The following is an 18,322-nucleotide window of genomic DNA, read 5'->3' as shown; positions in this document are numbered from 1 at the left end:
CGCATCCGGTGGAAACGCAAGAGGGGCACGAACAAGTGGTACGTCTACACCTTCGTCGCGCCCAGCTCCGTCCGGGCGCTGAAGGCGAAGATCCGTGCCCTGACGCACAGGACATCGCAGTGGGAGCTCAGATCCGTGCTGGTCAAGCTCCGGCAGCTCATGCGCGGATGGGCCTACTACTTCCGCCACGCGGTGGCGAAGTGGACCTTCAGCAAACTGGACACCTTCACCTGGTGGAGACTCGTCCACATGCTCCGGGCCCGCCACCGCTGGAACTGGGGACAGCTACGCCGCCACCTCAAGACCGCTTCCGGGCGGTGGGTGATCGCGGCTGGTGGGGTCGAGTACTTCCGGCTCCAAGGAGTGACGGTCTCCCGGTACTCCTACCGGGGCGCCAAGATCCCGTCCCCGTGGCCTTCCCCCAACCACGCCTGACGGCAGAAACCGTGGAGAGCCCGTTGCCGAGTGATCGGCACGGCGGGTTCGGCGAGCGGCTCGGGGAAACGGGCCGGGAGCAATCCCGGCACCGCGCCCCGGGCCGACTCAACAAGGTCCAGTTGGTGCCCAGCTTGTCGTTGGCCCGCTGCAGGATACGGCGCATCGCCCAGTAGGTCAGCGGCCTCGACTCGCCACGCCGGGTGCGCCATACCGGCTGGCCCACCGCCGGGAGCCCGTCTGCGGCCAGGTAGGCGCCCAGGTAGCGGAAGGCGTCCGGGGACGCCGGTACCGCCTGCCGCACCCGGGTCCCCTTGCTGATCACATAGATGCGTTGGCCCGCCCAGTCGACGTCGTCCAGGCCGACCCCGAGCAGCTCGCCGGCCCGGGCCCCGGAGGAGACGTAGAACTCCAGCAGTGCGCGGTCGCGGTCGCAGCCCATCGCCGCGAACAGTTCCTCCCACCGGTGGTCGGGGATCGCGCGCGGGGCCTGCACCGGGACTTTCTGCCGCAGCCGTGCCCGGCGGAACACCGGCACCGGCTCCAGCGGGGAGCGGTGCGCCAGCGCCCGCCTGCGCTCGGCCGAGACCGGGATGGGGTTGAGCACCGGGCCGGCCCCGAAACGGGCATGAAAGGAGTAGAAACCGCCGATCACGGCGAGCGCGTGGTTGATCGTCCTGGGGGCGTAGCCGGCGCGCAGCGACGGCTTCCCGGTCTTCAGATTCACCGACCCCGGCGGGGACGCATCGGCTCGTCGGCGGCGGTGCTGCGGGTTGGGCGCCTGGCGCAGCCAGCCCACCAGGACCGCGACCTCGGCTTCGGTCGCCTTCTCCCACGGCGTTTCCAACATCCACAGTAGGCGGTGCCAGCGCAACAGGTCGAACGCATAGCTGCGGCAGGTCAGCGGGCTGGCATCTCCCAACATGAGGTCCCGCAGGTAGGCGCTGACCGGCTCGACCGCCTGCCCGTCGCTGTCGGCCACGACGAACGGGAGGTCGGCTGCCGGCCCGGCGACCACCGACCCGACGGCCGGCACCGAGCAACGCCCCTCCCGCAGGGCGCGACGCGCGTCCTCGACCACACCAACTCCTCGATCACGATCAGGATCACCCGATCACCAGTAGGACTTGGTGCAGTCAACAGGTCTCCAGGTCGTCGATGTGGAATGGGATAAGGCGACGTCGGCTGAGGTCCGGGATTTCGTGCTGTGGTTGCAGCAGGCCGAGAAGCTGCGGAACTCGGCGCGGACGCGGTCGGCGGCGACGGCTGGCACGGTCAATCCGGTTACCCGCAAGCGGTATCTCGGTGACAGCTACGAGGCCCGGACGATTCGGCACAGCAATGCCGTGCTACGCAGCTTCTACGAGTTCTGGATCGAACTCGGCGCCGGTCCGCTGGTCAATCCGGTGTCGGTGGAACGCGGGAAGAGCGGCAGGCCGAACCAGCATCGCAGTCCGCTGGAGCCGCTGCGCTCGACGGGTCGGGCTCGTTACAACCCGAAGCTGCCCAAACGCCGGCCACGGGAGATACCCGACGGGCAGTGGAAGGAGCTGTTCGGTGCGCTGCGCTCGAACCGGGACCGGGGCATCCTCGCGCTCGCGGTGAGCAATGCTGTTCGAGCCAGTGAGCTGCTGGGGCTGCGGGGCGTGGACCTGGACTGGGGCGATCAGACGGTGCGGGTGACCCGGAAGGGGACCGGTGCCGAGCAGTGGCTGCCGGCCAGCCCTGAGGCGTTCGTCTGGATCCGGCTGTACCTCGCCGAGATCGGCGAGCTGGACCCGGGCGAGCCGATCTGGTGGACGCTGCGCCGCCGTGACCTCGGCGACGGCATGCGCCGCCAGCCGATGACCTATGAGACATTGCGGGCGGTGTTCCGGCGCGTCAACGCGGTGCTGGGGACCAACTACTCGACCCACGACCTGCGTCATACCTGTGCGCTGCGGATGGCCCGCGACGAGAACCTGTCGTTGCGGGACGTGCAGGTGATCCTCGGTCACGCGCACCTGAGCACGACCGCCGACGTCTATCTCGCCGAGGACGAGAAGACCGTGGTCCGGCGGGTCGGGCAGTATCTGGCCGCACGCGAACACCGCCGCGCTGAGGGTCCGCGGCCGGTCGCGGGCGGCTACGACACCGCTGATCTGTCCGTGCTTCTGGGCGGGGTGACGCAATGAGGGCCGTGACCGGCGCACGTCCCAGGACCGCGGCCCACGGCGAGGTGACGTCCGACCTGGCACCGGGCCAGACGCGGCAGACGGCGCCGTGCGATGGGCTGGATGCCGAGGAGCTGATCGCCTCGCTGCCGTCGCTCCCGTTCTGGACGGGCAGCCGGGCAGATCTCAACGGCTCCCGGCTGCGCGGGGCACGACGGATTCTCGGCTGGCTGGCTGCCCATCCCGGCGACGGCTGGCAGCAGCGGTGGCTGGCGTCGGGAGCGGACGACGGCCCTGGCTGGATCAGCACCGTCGCCGCCGGCGGCGGAGATCTTCGGCCAGTCGGCCGGCATGTGGTCACCGATGGGCTGCACTGCCTGCTGCTGCGACGCGTCGTCCTGCCCAGCTACGAGTTCCTCCACGGCTACCAGACGAACGCCCTGTTCCGCCACGCCAAAGACATGTTCAGCCCCGAGCTGTTCGACCGTGTCCGGCAGGCCGGCCGCGCCGCCGGTCACAGCGCCTACCAGCAGAGCTCCGCCGAGGGCTGCCTCGTCAAGATCCTGCTACACATCGGCCACCAGCTCGACGACTTCACCCCTGCGGACCTGCTCGACTACCGGGCATGGGCGCTGGCACGACGCGGCTCGGCCCCGGCCGGGCTGCATACCGCCTGGGGCCTGCTCCGCGACGTCGGCGTCCTGCCCGCCGACCTGCCGCTGCACCGTGCCGTGGGCCAGGGGCAGCTGCCGAACACCCAGCTGATCGACCGGTACGGCATCCGCTGCGCTCCCGTCCGCGACGTGCTGGTGCGCTACCTCGACGAACGCCGGCCCAGCCTGGACTACGCCTCCCTGCAACACCTGGCAGGCCACCTCGCCGGGCTGTTCTGGGCCGACCTCGAACGCCACCACCCGGGCATCGACAGCCTCCACCTGCCAGCAGACGTCGCCGAGGCATGGAAACAGCGGGTCGCTGTCATCACCAGAAACGGCAAGCCGGTGCCGCGCCGCAACCGGCTGGGCGTACTGCTCTCCGTCCGCGCCTTCTACCTCGACATCGCCCAATGGGCGCTCGAAGACCCCAGCTGGGTGCCATGGGCGGTGCCCAGCCCGATTCGCCAGGCCGACCTGGGTGGCTTCGCCAAGGAGAAGAAGACCGTCCAAGCCCGCATGCACCAGCGGGTACGTGAACGGCTGCCCCGCCTTCCCGACCTCGTCGACGCCGCGGAACGCCACCGCGCCGAGCAGGGCAGCCTGCTGGCCGCCGCGCAAACAGCCGACGTCGGGCAGTGCTTCGAGCACGCAGGCACTCGCTACCGGCGCATCGGGCACGACGAGGACCGGGCACGCCAACGGCCGCGGTACCGGACGTCGATGATTCTGGTCGAAGACGCCGCGAGCGGCGTCCAGCGCGACGTGACCCGGGACGAGGACGACGCCTTCTGGGCGTGGGTCGTCATCGAAACCCTGCGCCACACCGGCTGCCGCATCGAGGAAATGCTGGAGATCACCCATCTGGCACTCGTGTCCTACCAGCTTCCCGACACCGGCGAGACCGTCCCGCTGCTCCAGATCGTCCCGTCCAAGAGCAACGAGGAACGACTCCTACTCGTCAGCCCCGAACTCGCCAGCGTCCTGGCGACCGTCATCACGAGGCTGCGCAACGACAACGCCGGCACCGTGCCGATGATCGCCCGTTACGACCCGGCCGAGCACGTCACCGGCCCCCCGCTGCCCCACCTGTTCCAACGACACGTCCGGCAGCGGCGCGACGTGCTGAGCAACAAGACGGTCTACCGGCTCATCAACGACACCGCCGCGCGGGCCGGACTCACCGACCCAACCGGTCAGCCGCTGCGGTTCACCGCGCACGACTTTCGCAGAATGTTCACGACCGAGGCCGTCAGCAACGGGCTTCCCGTGCACATCGCCGCACGCCTGTTGGGCCACGCTTCCATCACCACGACCGAGGCATATCTCGCCGTCTTCCAAGATGATCTGGTCCGCTCCTACCGTGCCTTCCTGGACGCCCGCCGAGCCGTCCGACCCGCCGAAGAATACCGCGAACCGACCGACGACGAGTGGCGCGAGTTCCAGCAGCACTTCTACGAACGCAAACTTGAACTCGGCGACTGTGGCCGACCCTACGGCACCGGCTGTCAGCATGAACACGCGTGCATACGCTGCCCGATGCTACGGGTCTCTCCCCGACAACGCCCCCGTCTCGTGGGCATCATTCGCAACCTGACAGACCGGATCGCCGAAGCGCGGGCGAACGGCTGGCTCGGCGAAATCCAGGGCCTTCAAGCCAGCCTCACCAAGGCACAGGAGAAACTCGCCAGTCTCGACCGCACCCGTGGCGGAGACCGCGTCACGACGAACCTGACCGACCTCGGCATGCCGACCATTCCCGACCCCAGCCCACCAACTCGCTGTTAACGACCCATCAGCAGGCACCGTCATAAATGATTGGATGCTTAACGCCAGCGTGTCTCCTGCACCTCACCTGCGACCCCATTCCTACACCGCCAGCCGCGCAGATTCCCAGAGGTGATCCGCTACGACCAAGTACATCGCCGCTTCTGTCGCCGCTGTCATCCTGCTCATTGTCATCATCGGCGCCGCCGCCGGGCAGATGGCCGAACAGGTCCTGTGCCCGCCCGTCGTCGGCTGGTTCCTCGGCTGCACCAGCGGCAGCAGCCCCAGCCAAGCAGCCCTCGACGACATCCCCACCGACTACCTCACCCTCTACCAACAGGCCGCCACCGTCTGCCCCGGCCTGGACTGGAGCATCCTCGCCGCCATCGGAAAAATCGAAAGTGACCACGGCCGATCCCGACTCCCCGGCGTCCAGCACGGCGAAAACCCGGCCGGGGCAGCCGGTAGTATGCAATTCCTCGGACCAACCTTCGCCGCCGTGATCGCCCGCCATCCGCTCCCACCCGGCGGCACCACCCCGCCATCGCGGTACGACCCGCACGACGCCATTTACGCCGCCGCGTTCGAACTCTGCGACAACGGCGCCCGCGACGGCCGCGACCTCCCGGGAGCGATCTTCGCCTACAACCATGCCGACTGGTACGTCACCGACGTCCTCAACCAGGCAGCCCAGTACTCTCAACCGAACATGAACAGCTCAGCAGCATGCTCCCCAATTCAATCGACAATCCAATATGGAGCAGATGATCTCAGTAGTGCGGCGTTGACAGCGGCCACCTTCGCCTGCGGACAGATCGGCAAGCCGTACATTTGGGGAGGAAACGGCCAGCCCGGATTCGACTGCTCAGGCTTGACCCAGGCTGCGTACGCGACCGCCGGCATCCAGATCCCACGCACCGCGCAAAGCCAGTACGACGCCGGTCTGCTGGTACCGGCAGGAGCGCCGCTCCAAGCCGGTGACCTAGTGTTCTTCGGTTCCGGTATCCGCGACGTGTCCCATGTTGGGCTCTACCTCGGTCCTGACGAAACGCAATCGATCATGGTTGATGCTCCTCATGAGGGAGCCGAGGTCCGCATCGAATCCTTCCCGACTACGGTCGGAGCTCGATGGGGCTCCCTGACCTACCTCGGAGCCAGCAGACCGGATGCGGGGTAAGCGGGCCATGGCAGAACTCATCGGCGGCATCGAACACCGCACGATCACAATCGTCGACTACTCCGCGGCCTGGCCCGGCCACGTTCGAGCAGGAACAGCGACGGATCCTCACGGCACTAGGCGCCACGGTGGTGCGCGTTGACCACGGCCGTCGAGTTCGCGTGCGCGCAGGTCGGCAAGCCGTATGTGTGGGGCGGCAACGGCGACCCCGGGTTCGACTGCTCCGGCCTGACTCACGCCGCCTACGCAGCGGCCGGCATCCAGATCCCGCGCACCGCCCAGACCCAGTACAACGCTGGGCCTTTGCTCCCGGCGGGGACTCCGTTGCAGACTGGTGACCTGGTGTTCTTTCGGTTCCCCGCAGGACATCCATCACGTCGGGATCTCGCTCGGCGGAACGGCCATGATCGACGCACCGGATTTCGTCGGTCATGATCCATGACTTTCGAACATTTCCGGACTACGCGGGCGCGCGCAGGATCGCGAACTGACATGAGCGTAGCCGGCAGCCTGGTCGTCTTGGCGCGTGATTTCGTGGGCTTCGGTTCGGGTGGCCCGCTCCACCGTGCCTTACTGAGAGGCAGACAACTTAAACGACAAGCTAAGGTACGACGTCTCGTTAAATCACCATTGCGCTCCGCGACCGGTCGTGAATCAGCATCCGCATCAGTATGACGCCTACAGTCAGCTTTCGCTGAGGGTCGCAAGAAACGACACGAAGGCCCATGAGGAACTTCCCGGGAGTCGCTCCGAAAAAGCGGGTCATCAGAAGTTCGGGGAGAGTGATCCCGAGGATGCCGGCAATTGCTGCTCCGATGGTCGAGAAAGCGCCGTTGTTGGGGTCCTGGACAAGCAAAGCGAAGGGATAGAGCAGCAAGGCGACCGGATAAATCATGATGATTGTATAGATCAAGCTCAAAAATAGATCGATTATTCGAGCGACGGTGCGAAGGAAACTAAATGCGAAATCGCTTGCCATGGTCGGCTGCGAGACACTGGCCGGGTCCTCATTTCCGGATGTCCAAGGCGCCTTGGATCCGGCCGTGATGGGCCATCCGGCAGCCGGAGCGGGCCACTGCGCGTCGTCACGGGTCCTCGACGACGGGGCGGGCCGTGGGAGCGACGCAGAATCGGGGAGCTCAGGGGCGCCAGAACAGGTGAGATGATCGGCGCTTCTAGCCCCAGATACGGGTATCCGCAGCGCGTGTTCTTGGTCTAAAGGGTGTACTTGGAACTGCGCCGAGCCCGGGAAGCCTGGCGGATGCGACAGCCGCTGCCGGGCAGGATTCGGCTCGCGTGTCGTACCGACCAGTAGGTCGGCGCGTTGAGGAAAGATCGGCGCCTGACTGGGTTTCGCGCGGCCATCACGCGTCGACTTGATCTGTTGGAGCAGATACTGCCGGGCACCCTCTTCCGAGTGATCGTACAGGTCGAAGGAGACGACGCTACCAAGCAACCCAGCGCGCTCGCAATCCTCCACGCGTATGGGGACCAGCTTGCGTCGGAAGCCGTTCGGGTCCGCCCGGTAGGCCGCCTGCCATTCTTCGTTCCCGTACACGGAGTCGAGATAACCATGGGACAGCACCGCGATGGTCCGTTCGGAGCTGAGGATGCCTTCCTGCATCTGGCGAGTCCAATGGGAGCCGGCCACGAAGTCCCAGGCCTGGAACAGAACCCGATAGCCAACGGACTCAAGCTGCCAGGCGATCCATTCCGCCCATTCGATATCCGTAGCGGTGTAGGAGATGAAGAAGTCCCATTGCGTAGCTACGGCCCCCGTCACCCCGTCGACCTCCATACTCACGCCCAGGAGGAGGTTACCCGGGGGCCGTTCGGGTCTCGCGACCCGTTCCACACGCGCAGGGCCCATCGTGCCTACGGCCCGGTCAGCCGGCCGGGGTGTGACGGCCTCCAGTACGGAGCCGGACAGCCAGGCCCGCGACCAGCGTGCGCTCGATCACGCACGGTCGCCGATGGTAGCCGCGTGCGTTCGGCGGCGACCGGTTAGTCCGCCGGAGGCGTCAGCATCGGGACCAGTGGAAGCGGCAGCCGGAACCCTCCGCCGTCGGCGGGCGGCCAGCCGGGCGAGAACCACCTTGACCTGGTCGACAGTGACGCCGAGGCCTTCCCTACGCACCTGGGGCCTGCGGGCCGGGCGCGGACGGCGTCGTAGTCGCGGCGCAGGCCGTGGGTGAAGCGGTGGAGGTCGGGCTGGTTGTCGGCCTCGACGGCGGCGATCCAGGCGTCGAACAGCGGAACCGGCGGACGACCAGCTCGACCACGACCCCCGCCCCGCCGAGCGCGACGTCAACCAGCCGCCGCCGATACCGGCCGTGCACCCTCGCCGACACCGTCCCGCAGCGCGGGCAGGCAACCCGCTCCGCCCGAGCGCGCACCGGAAGGCGCAGTTCACCCGCGACCCGCGCGACCCCGTCCAGCCGGACATTCGCCCGGGTACTTGTCCCTCTCGTTCTCGGCGCCACACCTCTATGGTGATCGTCTGGAAGACTTCGTCGGCCTGGTGCAGGCGCTGCTCGCGAACCGTTCCGCCGAAGGGATCTTCTGGGGCTGGCCAGGCGACACCGAGGTGGTCATGGCCCGCAGGCCCCGCTGAACGACGAGTCCGTGATCGATCAACGTTTTAGTCCGGAGAAGAGAGCGATCACGGCCGATCCCAGCTGCGCGGCGTCCAACACGGCGAAAACCCGTTCGGGGCAGGCGGCAGTATGCAATTCCTCGAACCAACGTTTGCCGCTGTGATCGCCCGCCATCCGCTCCCACCCGGCGGCGCCACTCCGCCGTCGCGGTATGACCCCAGGGCTGCGCGAAGGTAGCACTCCGGGTTGATCCAACTACACGTTCGGCCACGGTCAGGCACCCCTGACAATCCAAAAATCCCTGAAGCACAAGCACTATGGGCGTCAGCGGTAGTCCGGTAGCGGGCCCCTCGTGGTGACTTTGAGCCACCACTCGTTACCGATTGCGATCGGTCGCGCACCCCTGGGTATGACCCGCACGACGCTATCTACGCCGCCGCATTCGAGCTCTGCGATAACGGCGCCCGCGACGGACACGACCTCCCGGGAGCGATCTTCGCCTACAACCATGCCGACTGGTACGTCACCGACGTCCTCAACCAGGCAGCCCAATACTCTGAACCGAACCCGAACGCTTCAGTAGCGTGCCCCGCATCTCAGTCAACGCTTCAGTCCGGAATCGATCAAATCGGTAGTAGCGCCGGCCTGGCCGCGGTCGGTTTTGCCTGTGCGCAGATTGGCAAGCCCTACGTGTGGGGCGGGAACGGCGATCCCGGCTTCGACTGCTCCGGCCTGGCCCAGGCCGCCTACGCGGCAGCCGACATCCAGCTACCGCGCACTGCCCAGGCCCAGTACGACGCCGGCCCTAAGCTGCCGGCCGGGGCGCCGCTGGAGACAGGGAACCTGGTATTCCTCGGGACCGCTCCGAACAACATCACCCACGTTGGGGTCTACCTCGGTCGGCAGGGAGACCAGGCAATGATGGTCGTCGCTCCCGACGAAGGCGCTGTCGTCCGCGTGGAGCCGTTCCCGGCGACGGTGGGTGCCAGATGGGGGTCAGACATCTACATCGGCGCCACGGCGCCAGACGTCGGTTGAGCGGATGTGGCGCCCACAGCGAGCACCACCGCCGCTCCATCCGTGACCTGATGGAACGATCAGCCGGTGCAGCCACAGCGGTTCACCACCACCCTCGCTGCCCACGGGCGCGGCCGGGCCTTCGTGGCAGTGCCGTTCGATCCCGACCAGGTATAGTCTGCGAAGCCACGTCATCGCATCACCGGCACCATCAACGGCGGATGCGCATCCGCGCCGTGATCGAGACACGCGGCAGCCAACGCGGGTTCGCCCTGGGGTCGGCATGGCTGCGCGACTGCCATGCCCTCGCGATCGGTGGCACCATCACCGTGGAGATCGCTCCCGAGGGGCCGCAGCGCGACGACCTCGCCGAGGACGTCGCCGCCGCATAGACGCCAACCCCGCCGTGAGGCGTCGGCGGTAGGCGCCGGCGCTTGGGGAGGTTTGCGATGTCGGTGACAGGCGATGACAGGCTGCCGGACGCGGCGGCGGTGAAGCCGACGGGGCAGGGGCCTGCGATGTCAGCCCAGAAGACTGGCCGTAGAGTCCGTGGTTGGACGCGTTGCTGGGCCGGGTGGACGCGCCGAAGGGCTGCGGTTGAACGGTGACGGCAGGTTACTGCCGGAGCTGGCGCGGGCGGTGCTAGAACGCGGCTTGGCGGTGGAGCTGGCCGACCATCTCGGCTATGAGGCTGCCCGGTCAAACGAGCCGTGGACCGATGAGGGTCCTGGTCAAGCGCTTCAATTTGTGAAGGTGCCGAAGGTATCCTGACTTGCGGCGACCTTGCCCTTCGGGCTAGACGCCGCGCGGCCATGCACATGATCGCTTCGACCGCCCCGCTCACGTTCCATGGACGCCAGGATCATAGTCGAGTCCGCCGGTGGCCGGGTCGCCGATGGCGTCACCGAGTCCGCCGGTGGCCGGGTCGGGTGCGTACGATGCAACTCCGGTCAGGTCGGAATATCGAGGTGATGTGGCTGAATGCGATTTGGCCGGCGACCCTCGCTCTTCAGATCTCGGCGACGGCGCCGAGCGGCTGTGATGGACTGGTCCTTGGCCAGAACCAGGCACCGCATCGGGGTGCGTCGCAAAATAGATACGGTCCGCGAGCGACTCACCTATCTTATGAGCGATTTGATGCCTGAGTTCGGATGAAGTCGGAGCTTCCTCTCCCAACATTCTGTGGGTTGCCGCAGCCGCATCAATTGTTGCTTCAAACTGACCTAGATATCCTCTTGTGACGCAGTTCAACGCCGCGTCAGCCATATCGTTGGCGTGGTCTGCAGTAGCCTCCCACTTTCCCTGCGCCGCATTAGATATCGCAGCTAGGGCGTGCGCGCCGGTGGCCACAAGGCCGGCTATGGCTTCCGGCTGCTGGGCGAGCTTATGATCAATGCCGGCAATATCGCGCATAAGGCCTTCGGTCACATGCTCTACGGCCTCCCAAAGAGCTTGACCGGCGCTCGCCTCTTCCGTAGATTTAGCATTGCCGCTAGTCATCAACACCAGTCCTCTATAGAGCAACCTGTCTCGACGGGACCGCCTTCAGAATTCTTTGAGACGGTTAGTAACCTCTGGCTTGATCGCTACCTCTTCAAGTAAGTATCTCTCGATGCCGCCCCAGACGGACATAGCTAGCGCGCCGTGAGAATGAACATTTTTGATCGAACTTCTTCGTTGGTCGTTAGATTAAAGACTCTTTTGACCCTCCCGGCGCCTCCTCTTGGCGGATCGATCAGCTCAACCCAGTCGCCATTCTCGACCGCTCCGCGAATCTCATTGCCGCGCAGTTCGATCGCGCGTACAGGACCCACATTTCCCGACCGGTCGTGCACTCGCACTCGAAACGTTAGCGATTGCGATCCGGCAGCTTTGCCTCTGAATGGAACCGCCGCCAGCCGCACCTGATCGGCGATGCCGATTACCGTATCGCGGTAAAGCGGAATCCGTGGCGGCTTATCGCCCATAGAGGGATTTGTGCGCGCCGAAGTATTTCTGTCGGCAGTACCCCCATTTCCTTCGTCAAGCAATCTTGCCGTAGAAGATAGATTGATGATATGTTGAAGCGCTGCAGCGTGCCGTGGATTGAAACTGAGAGCTCTTCCAAACCATGCGATTGCTCTATCTTGACTTCCCCCTTGAAGGGCTATTTCGCCAAGAAAATAGGCTGAATTGTCACGATTTTGTCCTATTTGCAATGCCTTTTCAAAAAGTTGTCCGGCTTGGACACCATTTCCCTCGCGGAAGCGTACAATGCCGAGCCCGTACGCTACCTCGCCTGCAAGACTGGTTACCGACGACAACCGCATGAAGAGCTCTTCCGCGCCTCTCAGATCGCCATCGCCGACCCTCGATTTCGCTTGCAGCAAAATCTGATTCGAGTCCATCTGGGAAACCATTGATCGTCTACTCCTGCGAGAGTCCTACAGATTCGGGGTCACGGCGAGCGACTACGAACGTATTGAGCATCTCCGCGTAGGCTTCATCCAACAAGCGAAACGGAGCACCCCAACTCGCCATCATCCCCGCTGGCGAGAACCTGTCAAGGAGAGGGTCGTCAGCTCCAATCTCTCACTTTATGAGGATATCGCTTAGCTAGTACGGCAGCGACAGTGATCATCGCGTTGGCTCGATCCTGCGCGCCGGGAGCCAGCTGGACCCGGCACGACGCCGGAAGTGGTAATGGCGGGTGCGCGCCGTGCCGTGCCGGGGCGCAATTGGATCACTGTTGGAAGAGCTCGAATGCCGAGCAACCTCGTCGGCGACGGCGAAGAGGGACAGGATCTCGCCGTGGGCAGGTGAGATAGGCATTCGAGAACCGCGTCGTGACTGCCCCGCAACGCGCCGCACCGACCGACCGACCGACCGACACCAGAAGACCACCAGCCGGCCACTGTCACTGCCGTACTAGGTACAAAATCGGTGCTGACAAACTTGTCGTTTAAACTTGGGTGCTCAGCGGAAGTTATCTTTAGGAAGTGGTGCTTCAACCGACGGAGGTCCTAATTATCCCCTAAGTGCCATTATAAAATCCCTTTGTCAAGTCTTCTGAACCGAGCACACTTGCTCGTTGAATGATGCTGCTGGTCATTGACGTCTGACTCTTTAGACCTTCGCGTCTGCTTGAGCTAGTGAAGGGGCATAACCGAAGGTGATCTGTCCCAAGTGTGGATCAACGAACCGTGACGACACGTTTTTCTGCCGAGTTTGTGGTCAGGCGTTGGCTCCAACTCCCCCAGGTTCCGAAGACGACGGTTTGGTTGAGGATCCCTCGGTCCCCGAAACCGACCGTGATGCGCACCGGTCGCATAGATCGCGGCGTATAGTAGTCGCCGTCGTGGCGGCGGTCCTGATTGGCGTTGGCGTCGGGGTCCTGATCAGTCTGATCTCGGCGAATCATGGCACTCCCGCTAGTGTCCCCTATGGCGCGAACGTCCGGGCTGGCCCATCAACTAGCGCCCCGGTCGTGGACCATCTCGCACCGGGCAACGCAATCACTATCTCTTGCTATATGAGCACCACAGACGGAATTTGGGATCGTCTGGAACAGCCCGACGGCGGCCGTTGGGTAGGTGACAGCAGTGTTCGTCGGAACGCGACGCTTAACCGATGTTGACCGGGTGCCCTACTCTCAAGGCTCGGCTGTGCAGCGAGGCGATGGGGTGGACGAGGACCGGCGTTCGCTTGCAGGTCTGGTCGTACTTCTCCGCGAAGCCAGTCGCAGAGTGTGACAACTGCTCGGCTTCCCCCTTCCAGACCCAATCGGAGGTAGAGCCGTTCTTGCATTCGATGACCAGGTACGCCAGGTTACCAAGTGACCACAGGACGTCCGGGCCTTCCCCGGTGTTCCGTTCGGGTCGCTGCGCACCGAAACCGAGAAGCAGACCGAGGTCGTGTACTGCCTACTCGAAGGCAGGAACGCGGGTCAGGTCAGGACTGGGGACGAGGTCGTCGATGACCGCCGCCATACCGATGATAAGATCGTTGCCGTTGTCGTAGCACACGGTGCCTACTGTGCTCACGCGCCGGCGAGCACACCATCCGCGAGCTGGAGGAGTTGTTCTCCGTAACCCGCTGCACGTCCACAGGGCTCTCGCGCGTGCTCGTGCCACGACCGGCTGATTGGGCACGTACTTGGCCATCTCAGCCAGGTCTTCGTGCCGGTCCGGCCGGTCAGGTTGCGCTGGCCAAGGCCGGCGGCCGGGAATGTCCGGTGGGCCAGGCCCCGCGAACAAGCCCAGCGGGTGTTGGCCTACTCGGCTGTGAGGAGGCGTAGCAGGCGGACGCCGGGGAAGCCGTCGGTCGGGTGGGCCGGGAGGTCGAACGTCCGGGGTTCGTCGAAGATCGGCTGGCCGTCTGGCCGGCGGGTGTAGGGGGCCCAGCCGTAGTCGACGCCGTCGTCGGCGTCGTAGGCGGTCCAGACGACGCATTCCTGCTCGCCGTCGCGCAGCGGCCGGACGGAATACGCGTGGGCTTGCAGAGTGCCGGGCAGCATCTCGATGATCTGCGGGACGGCGAAGGTGAACCGGCGGGCGTGCAGGGTGCGGGCGAACTCGGCGGCACGGGTCTCGAAGTCGGTCCGGGCGTTCTCGCCGTGGTCGTAGTCGGACAGGATCTGGCGGCGGTCCCCGTCGAGGATGACGATCGCCGGGTAGTCGGTCATCCGGATGGACTGCTGGACACGGTCCACGACGTCGGTCACCAGGCTCCAGGTGGCGTCGTTCATCGCAGCCTCCAACGGTCCAGGAATACCGTTCCAGATTCCGTGGCGGTGGAACGGCGGTTGAGGGTGTAGCCGCCTTGTGGGCTTGTCCACGGTATGCGGCCGTGCACGTCCCGTGTCGCCACCCGCTGGCTATGGTCCTGGGGTTGTGGTGCAGGTCCTGGCGGACGCGGACAATCTCGCGGCCCGGTGGATGACGGTGACGATGGGGATCGTCGGCGGCTACGGGTGTGCGGTGACGGCCGCGGGCGCGGCCGGGCGGTTGGCGGCGGTGTGCTGGCCGGCGCGGTGCCGGCTGGTGGCCGCCGAGGGCTGGCAGCGCGCGGACCTCGCGCTCGCGGGTGCCTACCGCAGCGACGAGGAGCCGTTGCTGCTGGTGACGAGCGACGGCGACTTTCCATACCTCGCGAGCCGGCATCCCGGCCCGGTCGCGGTGGCCGGGTGCCGGTCGCCCGTGCGTTGCGGGAGACCGCGATGGTGATCGACCTGGCCCGGGACGGCGCCGCCCCGCTGGTGCGCTGGTTGAACCACGTCAGCCCGCGCTGACCCGGCCACGTCCCCGGTGGGGTGGGTCAGGGGCGGGTGCGTCGTCGTTGCAGGTTCTCGTCGAGCAGTTCCCGCAGCAGGATGAGGCCGGGTCCGCCCCCGAAGTTCAGGGGGATCGAGAAGATGTAGTCCGAGCCGTCGAACGCGTCGAAGACGGGCGTGCAGTCGCGCTTGCGCCGGAAGGGAACCATCCCGGAGTCGAGGCCCTCCTCCTCGTCGTAGAGCACCCACAGGATCACATGCATCTCGCCGTCGTCCTCCAGCACCGGCCCGCCGGTGTAGGGGGAACGCAGCCGGACAACATCGTCACCGTCGATCACGACGGGCCTGCTGATCTGCGGGACGGCCAGGATGAGGCGTTCGAGGTCGATGCAGTTCGCTTCCTCGGCGACCTGCCGCTCGAACTCGGCCGCGCGGGTGGGGTCGCGCAGGTACGCCGAGTTGCTCAACGTGTGCGACGGTTCTCCTTCCAGGATTGCGATCGCGGGCTGGTCTCCTTTCTGGATAGCGTCCTGGACCTGCTTGACGACCATGTCGACAAGGACGTGGGACTCGAAGTTCATGGCGATGTCCTCTACCAGGGCGGGGTCGCAGCGGAAGGCCGGTCCGGGAGCCGGTAGGGCGTCCCGGATGGCCTCGCACACCAGTCTGATCGCGCCCGGACGTTCAGCACGACATAGGGTCGTGCCGTCACAGACTGCCACCCTGTAGGTGATCGTCCGTTACAGTCTCCTGATCTTGTCGAGGGTTGTGGTGACGTGGCCGTCCCGGCCGAGGTCGACGACGAGCTGGTCACCGTCGATCTCGACGATCCAGCCGAACCGCCAGATCGCCCCGTCGTCGAGGGGAACGTCGACGACGCTGCCGATCCGCAGGTCGTCATTCTTGTGGTCCATGACGGGAACCCTTTCTGCGGTGAAGGAGAGACGGTCTCCGCCGGTTCACGGGTGTTGGGCCGCTGCCCGCAGAGCCGTTGGTGTCGCGCGGCGCGAGTGCGTCGGGGGCGGCTCAGCGGTCCCAGGGTTCGCGACGAAGATGATCGCGTGGGGTGGTCCTGGCCTGGATGACGGCGTCGGTCCAGGTCATGCCAGCCGCTTCGGCGTCCTCGGCGGTGGTGATGACGGCTTGTGCCCGCGGGGAGACGGTCCAACCGAGGTGGGTGAACAGCCCGAGGGCGGTGGTGTCCCCGAGGGCGGAGGCGTGGACGGCGTCGACCCGCAGGTATGCGGCTACGTGGCCGAGGAGCCGGGTCGGATATTCCCCAGAAAGTTGGCGTGTTGCCGCCGCCGGTGATGCCTCCGAGACTGTCCTGATCTTCCAGGTCGATCGACTATCGGGACGCGTCGCCGAGGACCGGCAGCGGCTCGTCAGATCGCGTTTGACAGACCAGTTTCCTATTGCGGGGGTGAGTCGCGTTTCGAGGTCGGCGATGCGTTTGTCGTGGAACCGCAGGTTGCCGCGGGCGGCCTTGAGCCGTTCGTCGAGTGTGCGGTTGTCGGCGATGAGGGTGCGCACGCGCTGTATGAGGGTGGTGTTCTCGGTGGTGATCCGCCCGATGGCCTCCTCGGTCCAGTCGGCTTCCAAGTCGCGGACCTGGCCGAGGAGTGCGCCGATGCGGGTGCGCTGGGTGAGGATCTCGGTGTGGCCGGCCTTGAGGGCGTCACCGGCGTTCACCCTCAGCGCGCGTTCGCGCGAGGTGGCTTCACGTTCGTCGTCCTGGTCGGCGAGCCTCCGGGTCCGCTGCTCGCCGGCTTGGGCAATGGCGGGCCGCGAAACGGGTCGGCTCGGCGGCTTGGCGCTTGCCCGACCTTCTGACCGGTGAAGCGTTCGACAGCGTCGAGGGCGCCGTCGAACGAGCTGCGGGTCGCCTCGACGGCGACGTCACGGCGCAGCGAGTGCGAGTGGGCCCCGGCAGGCAGATTCAACTCCAGGTCCGCTCGACCGCGCACATTCTCCTGGGCGGCGTCAAAACGCCAAATCGCACCTGCTTGCGCGTCAAGAGCCCCGCCCGCCACCACCAGGCGAGCGAGGTTTCCTCGCTTCGACACGCCGAGTAACTGAAATCTTGCGGTACCTCGACGGGTGGATGGGCGTCGGTGTGGCCAGCGCTATCATCCGCATGACCGGCTGGTCGCCGGTTGTGCCGGCACGGGGGCGAGAGCACGACGCGATGGCGCATGTATTTGTGAGCCATGCCACACAGGATCTTGCTGTGGCGGGGACAGTTGCGGGCTGGTTGCGGCACGCAGGCCACAGCGTGTTCCTCGCTGAGGATCTTCGTGACGGGATCGCGGTAGGCGAAGCGTGGGTGCGGCGGCTCTTCGACGAATTGTTCCGGGCGGATGCGCTGCTGGCGGTGGTGTCGGATGCGTTTCGACGGTCGGAGTGGTGCTCAGCTGAGATCGGGGCGGCGTTGGCGACCGGTCTGCGGGTGCTGCCGGTGCCGACTACCGGCGACACTGTCAGCCCGCTGATTCCACCGGAGATCATCCAACGGGTAGTCCTGGATTCGGATGGCGGCGATACGGCGCGGCGGCGACTGGTGGAGGCGCTGCGTCGGATCGACAGTCCCGACGACGCCCAGCCGGGCGACACGTCGGTGGTGTATCCGGGGTTGGCGGCGTTCACCGCCGCGCAGGCCCGCATGTTCTTTGGGCGCGCGGCAGAGACGCGTCAGCTCGCAGAACGGCTGCGGGCCGCGGCGCGGCAAGGTGGTGGGCTGCTGCCGGTGGTCGGCCCGTCCGGCTGCGGTAAGTCGTCGTTGGTGCGTGCTGGGCTGGTGCCGCTGCTGGCTGCTGATGACAATTGGCTGGTGCTGGGCCCGCTGGTACCGGCTGCCGCTCCCGCGGCTGACCCGAGTCGTGAGCTCGTTCGGCTGCTAGCAGCCGAGGCCCAGCGCCGGGGCCTGGGGTGGAGCGCCAGCGAGATCGGCGAAGCTATCGCCCGGCCCGGGGGGATCACCCGGCTAGTGACAGACCTGCTCGCAGCAGCGCAGGCTCGTAGTCTGCTGCTGGTCATCGATCAGGCTGAGGAACTGCTCACCCACTCCACCGACGACAGCCGCCGCGGGTTCGCCCCCCTGCTGGTGGATGCGGCTGGCGGACGGGTTCGGATTGTGGCAACGGTGAGGTCGGAGTACCTGGACCGGTTGGTCACCCTCGCTGCTGACACCGGCCTGCCGGTGGACCAGCCGTTCCTGCTGGCTCCGTTGGCTACCCGGATGTTGCCGCTGGTGATCAGCGGTCCGGCTCGCC

The 18,322-nt window shown here is 66.0% G+C and carries 17 protein-coding genes and 3 pseudogenes; 10 read left to right on the top strand and 10 right to left on the bottom strand.

Annotated elements, in window-relative coordinates; all coding sequences use genetic code 11:
* Positions 1–3: 3 nt before the first annotated feature.
* Positions 4–282 (top strand): annotated as a pseudogene (locus MJ783_RS23720) (group II intron maturase-specific domain-containing protein); the annotation flags it as partial.
* Between the two features lie 16 nt (positions 283–298).
* On the opposite strand, the gene MJ783_RS23715 reads toward MJ783_RS23720, so the two are convergent.
* Entirely contained in the window at positions 299–1,516 is a 1,218-nt protein-coding gene (locus MJ783_RS23715; protein ID WP_370651634.1) for a tyrosine-type recombinase/integrase, read from the bottom strand.
* Between the two features lie 49 nt (positions 1,517–1,565).
* Between MJ783_RS23715 and MJ783_RS14800 the strand changes: the two genes are divergently transcribed.
* The 4 genes and pseudogenes from MJ783_RS14800 to MJ783_RS14785 form a co-directional block, all read left to right on the top strand.
* Positions 1,566–2,609, top strand: coding sequence for a site-specific integrase (locus MJ783_RS14800; protein WP_239311021.1), 1,044 nt, complete (start codon positions 1,566–1,568; stop codon positions 2,607–2,609).
* The gene (locus tag MJ783_RS14795; protein WP_239311020.1) at positions 2,606–5,029 is read left to right on the top strand and encodes a site-specific integrase; all 2,424 of its coding nucleotides are present in this window, start codon (positions 2,606–2,608) and stop codon (positions 5,027–5,029) included. Before MJ783_RS14800 ends, MJ783_RS14795 begins: the two co-directional genes overlap by 4 nt.
* Before the next feature lie 196 nt (positions 5,030–5,225).
* Entirely contained in the window at positions 5,226–6,185 is a 960-nt protein-coding gene (locus MJ783_RS14790; protein ID WP_239311019.1) for an NlpC/P60 family protein, read from the top strand.
* 144 nt (positions 6,186–6,329) lie between these two features.
* Positions 6,330–6,603 (top strand): annotated as a pseudogene (locus MJ783_RS14785) (C40 family peptidase); the annotation flags it as partial.
* 201 nt (positions 6,604–6,804) lie between these two features.
* Here the strand turns inward: MJ783_RS14785 and MJ783_RS14780 are convergent.
* Together MJ783_RS14780 and MJ783_RS14775 are read right to left on the bottom strand one after the other, a co-directional pair.
* Complete coding sequence (locus MJ783_RS14780; RefSeq protein WP_239311018.1) at positions 6,805–7,983, bottom strand: TIR domain-containing protein; 1,179 nt, start codon at positions 7,981–7,983, stop codon at positions 6,805–6,807.
* Positions 7,984–8,314: 331 nt separating this feature from the next.
* Positions 8,315–8,524, bottom strand: coding sequence for a hypothetical protein (locus MJ783_RS14775; RefSeq protein WP_239311022.1), 210 nt, complete (start codon positions 8,522–8,524; stop codon positions 8,315–8,317).
* Positions 8,525–8,839: 315 nt separating this feature from the next.
* Here MJ783_RS14775 and MJ783_RS23710 point away from each other — a divergent pair.
* From MJ783_RS23710 to MJ783_RS14765, 3 genes and pseudogenes are all read left to right on the top strand, one after another.
* Positions 8,840–8,992 (top strand): annotated as a pseudogene (locus MJ783_RS23710) (hydrolase Nlp/P60); the annotation flags it as partial.
* 480 nt (positions 8,993–9,472) lie between these two features.
* Positions 9,473–9,820 carry a C40 family peptidase gene (locus MJ783_RS14770; RefSeq protein WP_305039497.1) on the top strand — a complete coding sequence of 116 codons (348 nt, stop codon included), beginning with the start codon at positions 9,473–9,475 and terminating at the stop codon, positions 9,818–9,820.
* Positions 9,821–10,035: 215 nt separating this feature from the next.
* Positions 10,036–10,191, top strand: coding sequence for a hypothetical protein (locus tag MJ783_RS14765; protein WP_239311017.1), 156 nt, complete (start codon positions 10,036–10,038; stop codon positions 10,189–10,191).
* Between the two features lie 448 nt (positions 10,192–10,639).
* On the opposite strand, the gene MJ783_RS14760 is transcribed toward MJ783_RS14765, so the two are convergent.
* The 3 genes from MJ783_RS14760 to MJ783_RS14750 all read right to left on the bottom strand — a co-directional run bounded on the left by MJ783_RS14760 (position 10,640) and on the right by MJ783_RS14750 (position 14,525).
* Positions 10,640–11,299, bottom strand: a complete 660-nt coding sequence (locus tag MJ783_RS14760) for a hypothetical protein (protein WP_239311016.1) — start codon at positions 11,297–11,299, stop codon at positions 10,640–10,642.
* A 134-nt stretch (positions 11,300–11,433) separates the two neighbouring features.
* Complete coding sequence (locus MJ783_RS14755) at positions 11,434–12,198, bottom strand: M48 family metallopeptidase (RefSeq protein ID WP_239311015.1); 765 nt, start codon at positions 12,196–12,198, stop codon at positions 11,434–11,436.
* 1,853 nt (positions 12,199–14,051) lie between these two features.
* A complete protein-coding gene (locus MJ783_RS14750; RefSeq protein ID WP_239311014.1) occupies positions 14,052–14,525 on the bottom strand; it encodes a hypothetical protein in 474 nt (157 codons plus the stop codon).
* Between the two features lie 145 nt (positions 14,526–14,670).
* On the opposite strand from MJ783_RS14750, the gene MJ783_RS14745 reads away from it, so the two are divergent.
* The gene (locus tag MJ783_RS14745) at positions 14,671–15,003 is read left to right on the top strand and encodes a hypothetical protein (protein WP_239311013.1); all 333 of its coding nucleotides are present in this window, start codon (positions 14,671–14,673) and stop codon (positions 15,001–15,003) included.
* A 91-nt stretch (positions 15,004–15,094) separates the two neighbouring features.
* On the opposite strand, the gene MJ783_RS14740 is transcribed toward MJ783_RS14745, so the two are convergent.
* The 4 genes from MJ783_RS14740 to MJ783_RS14725 form a co-directional block, all read right to left on the bottom strand.
* On the bottom strand, positions 15,095–15,772 hold the full coding sequence (locus MJ783_RS14740) for a hypothetical protein (protein WP_239311012.1): 678 nt from the start codon (positions 15,770–15,772) through the stop codon (positions 15,095–15,097).
* An 18-nt stretch (positions 15,773–15,790) separates the two neighbouring features.
* Positions 15,791–15,964: a hypothetical protein gene (locus MJ783_RS14735; RefSeq protein WP_239311011.1), complete on the bottom strand. Its 174-nt coding sequence runs from the start codon at positions 15,962–15,964 to the stop codon at positions 15,791–15,793.
* A 112-nt stretch (positions 15,965–16,076) separates the two neighbouring features.
* A complete protein-coding gene (locus tag MJ783_RS14730) occupies positions 16,077–16,742 on the bottom strand; it encodes a hypothetical protein (RefSeq protein ID WP_239311010.1) in 666 nt (221 codons plus the stop codon).
* A 2-nt stretch (positions 16,743–16,744) separates the two neighbouring features.
* Positions 16,745–17,116, bottom strand: a complete 372-nt coding sequence (locus MJ783_RS14725; protein WP_239311023.1) for a hypothetical protein — start codon at positions 17,114–17,116, stop codon at positions 16,745–16,747.
* A gap of 50 nt (positions 17,117–17,166) precedes the next feature.
* Between MJ783_RS14725 and MJ783_RS14720 the strand changes: the two genes are divergently transcribed.
* Positions 17,167–18,322, top strand: a 1,156-nt coding sequence (locus tag MJ783_RS14720) for a toll/interleukin-1 receptor domain-containing protein (protein ID WP_239311009.1), incomplete at its 3' end; no start/stop codon positions are given.

The sequence above is a fragment of the Protofrankia sp. Cj3 genome (assembly GCF_917627355.1).
Classification (GTDB): domain Bacteria; phylum Actinomycetota; class Actinomycetes; order Frankiales; family Frankiaceae; genus Protofrankia.
This window is presented reverse-complemented; position numbering and strand designations above follow the sequence as displayed.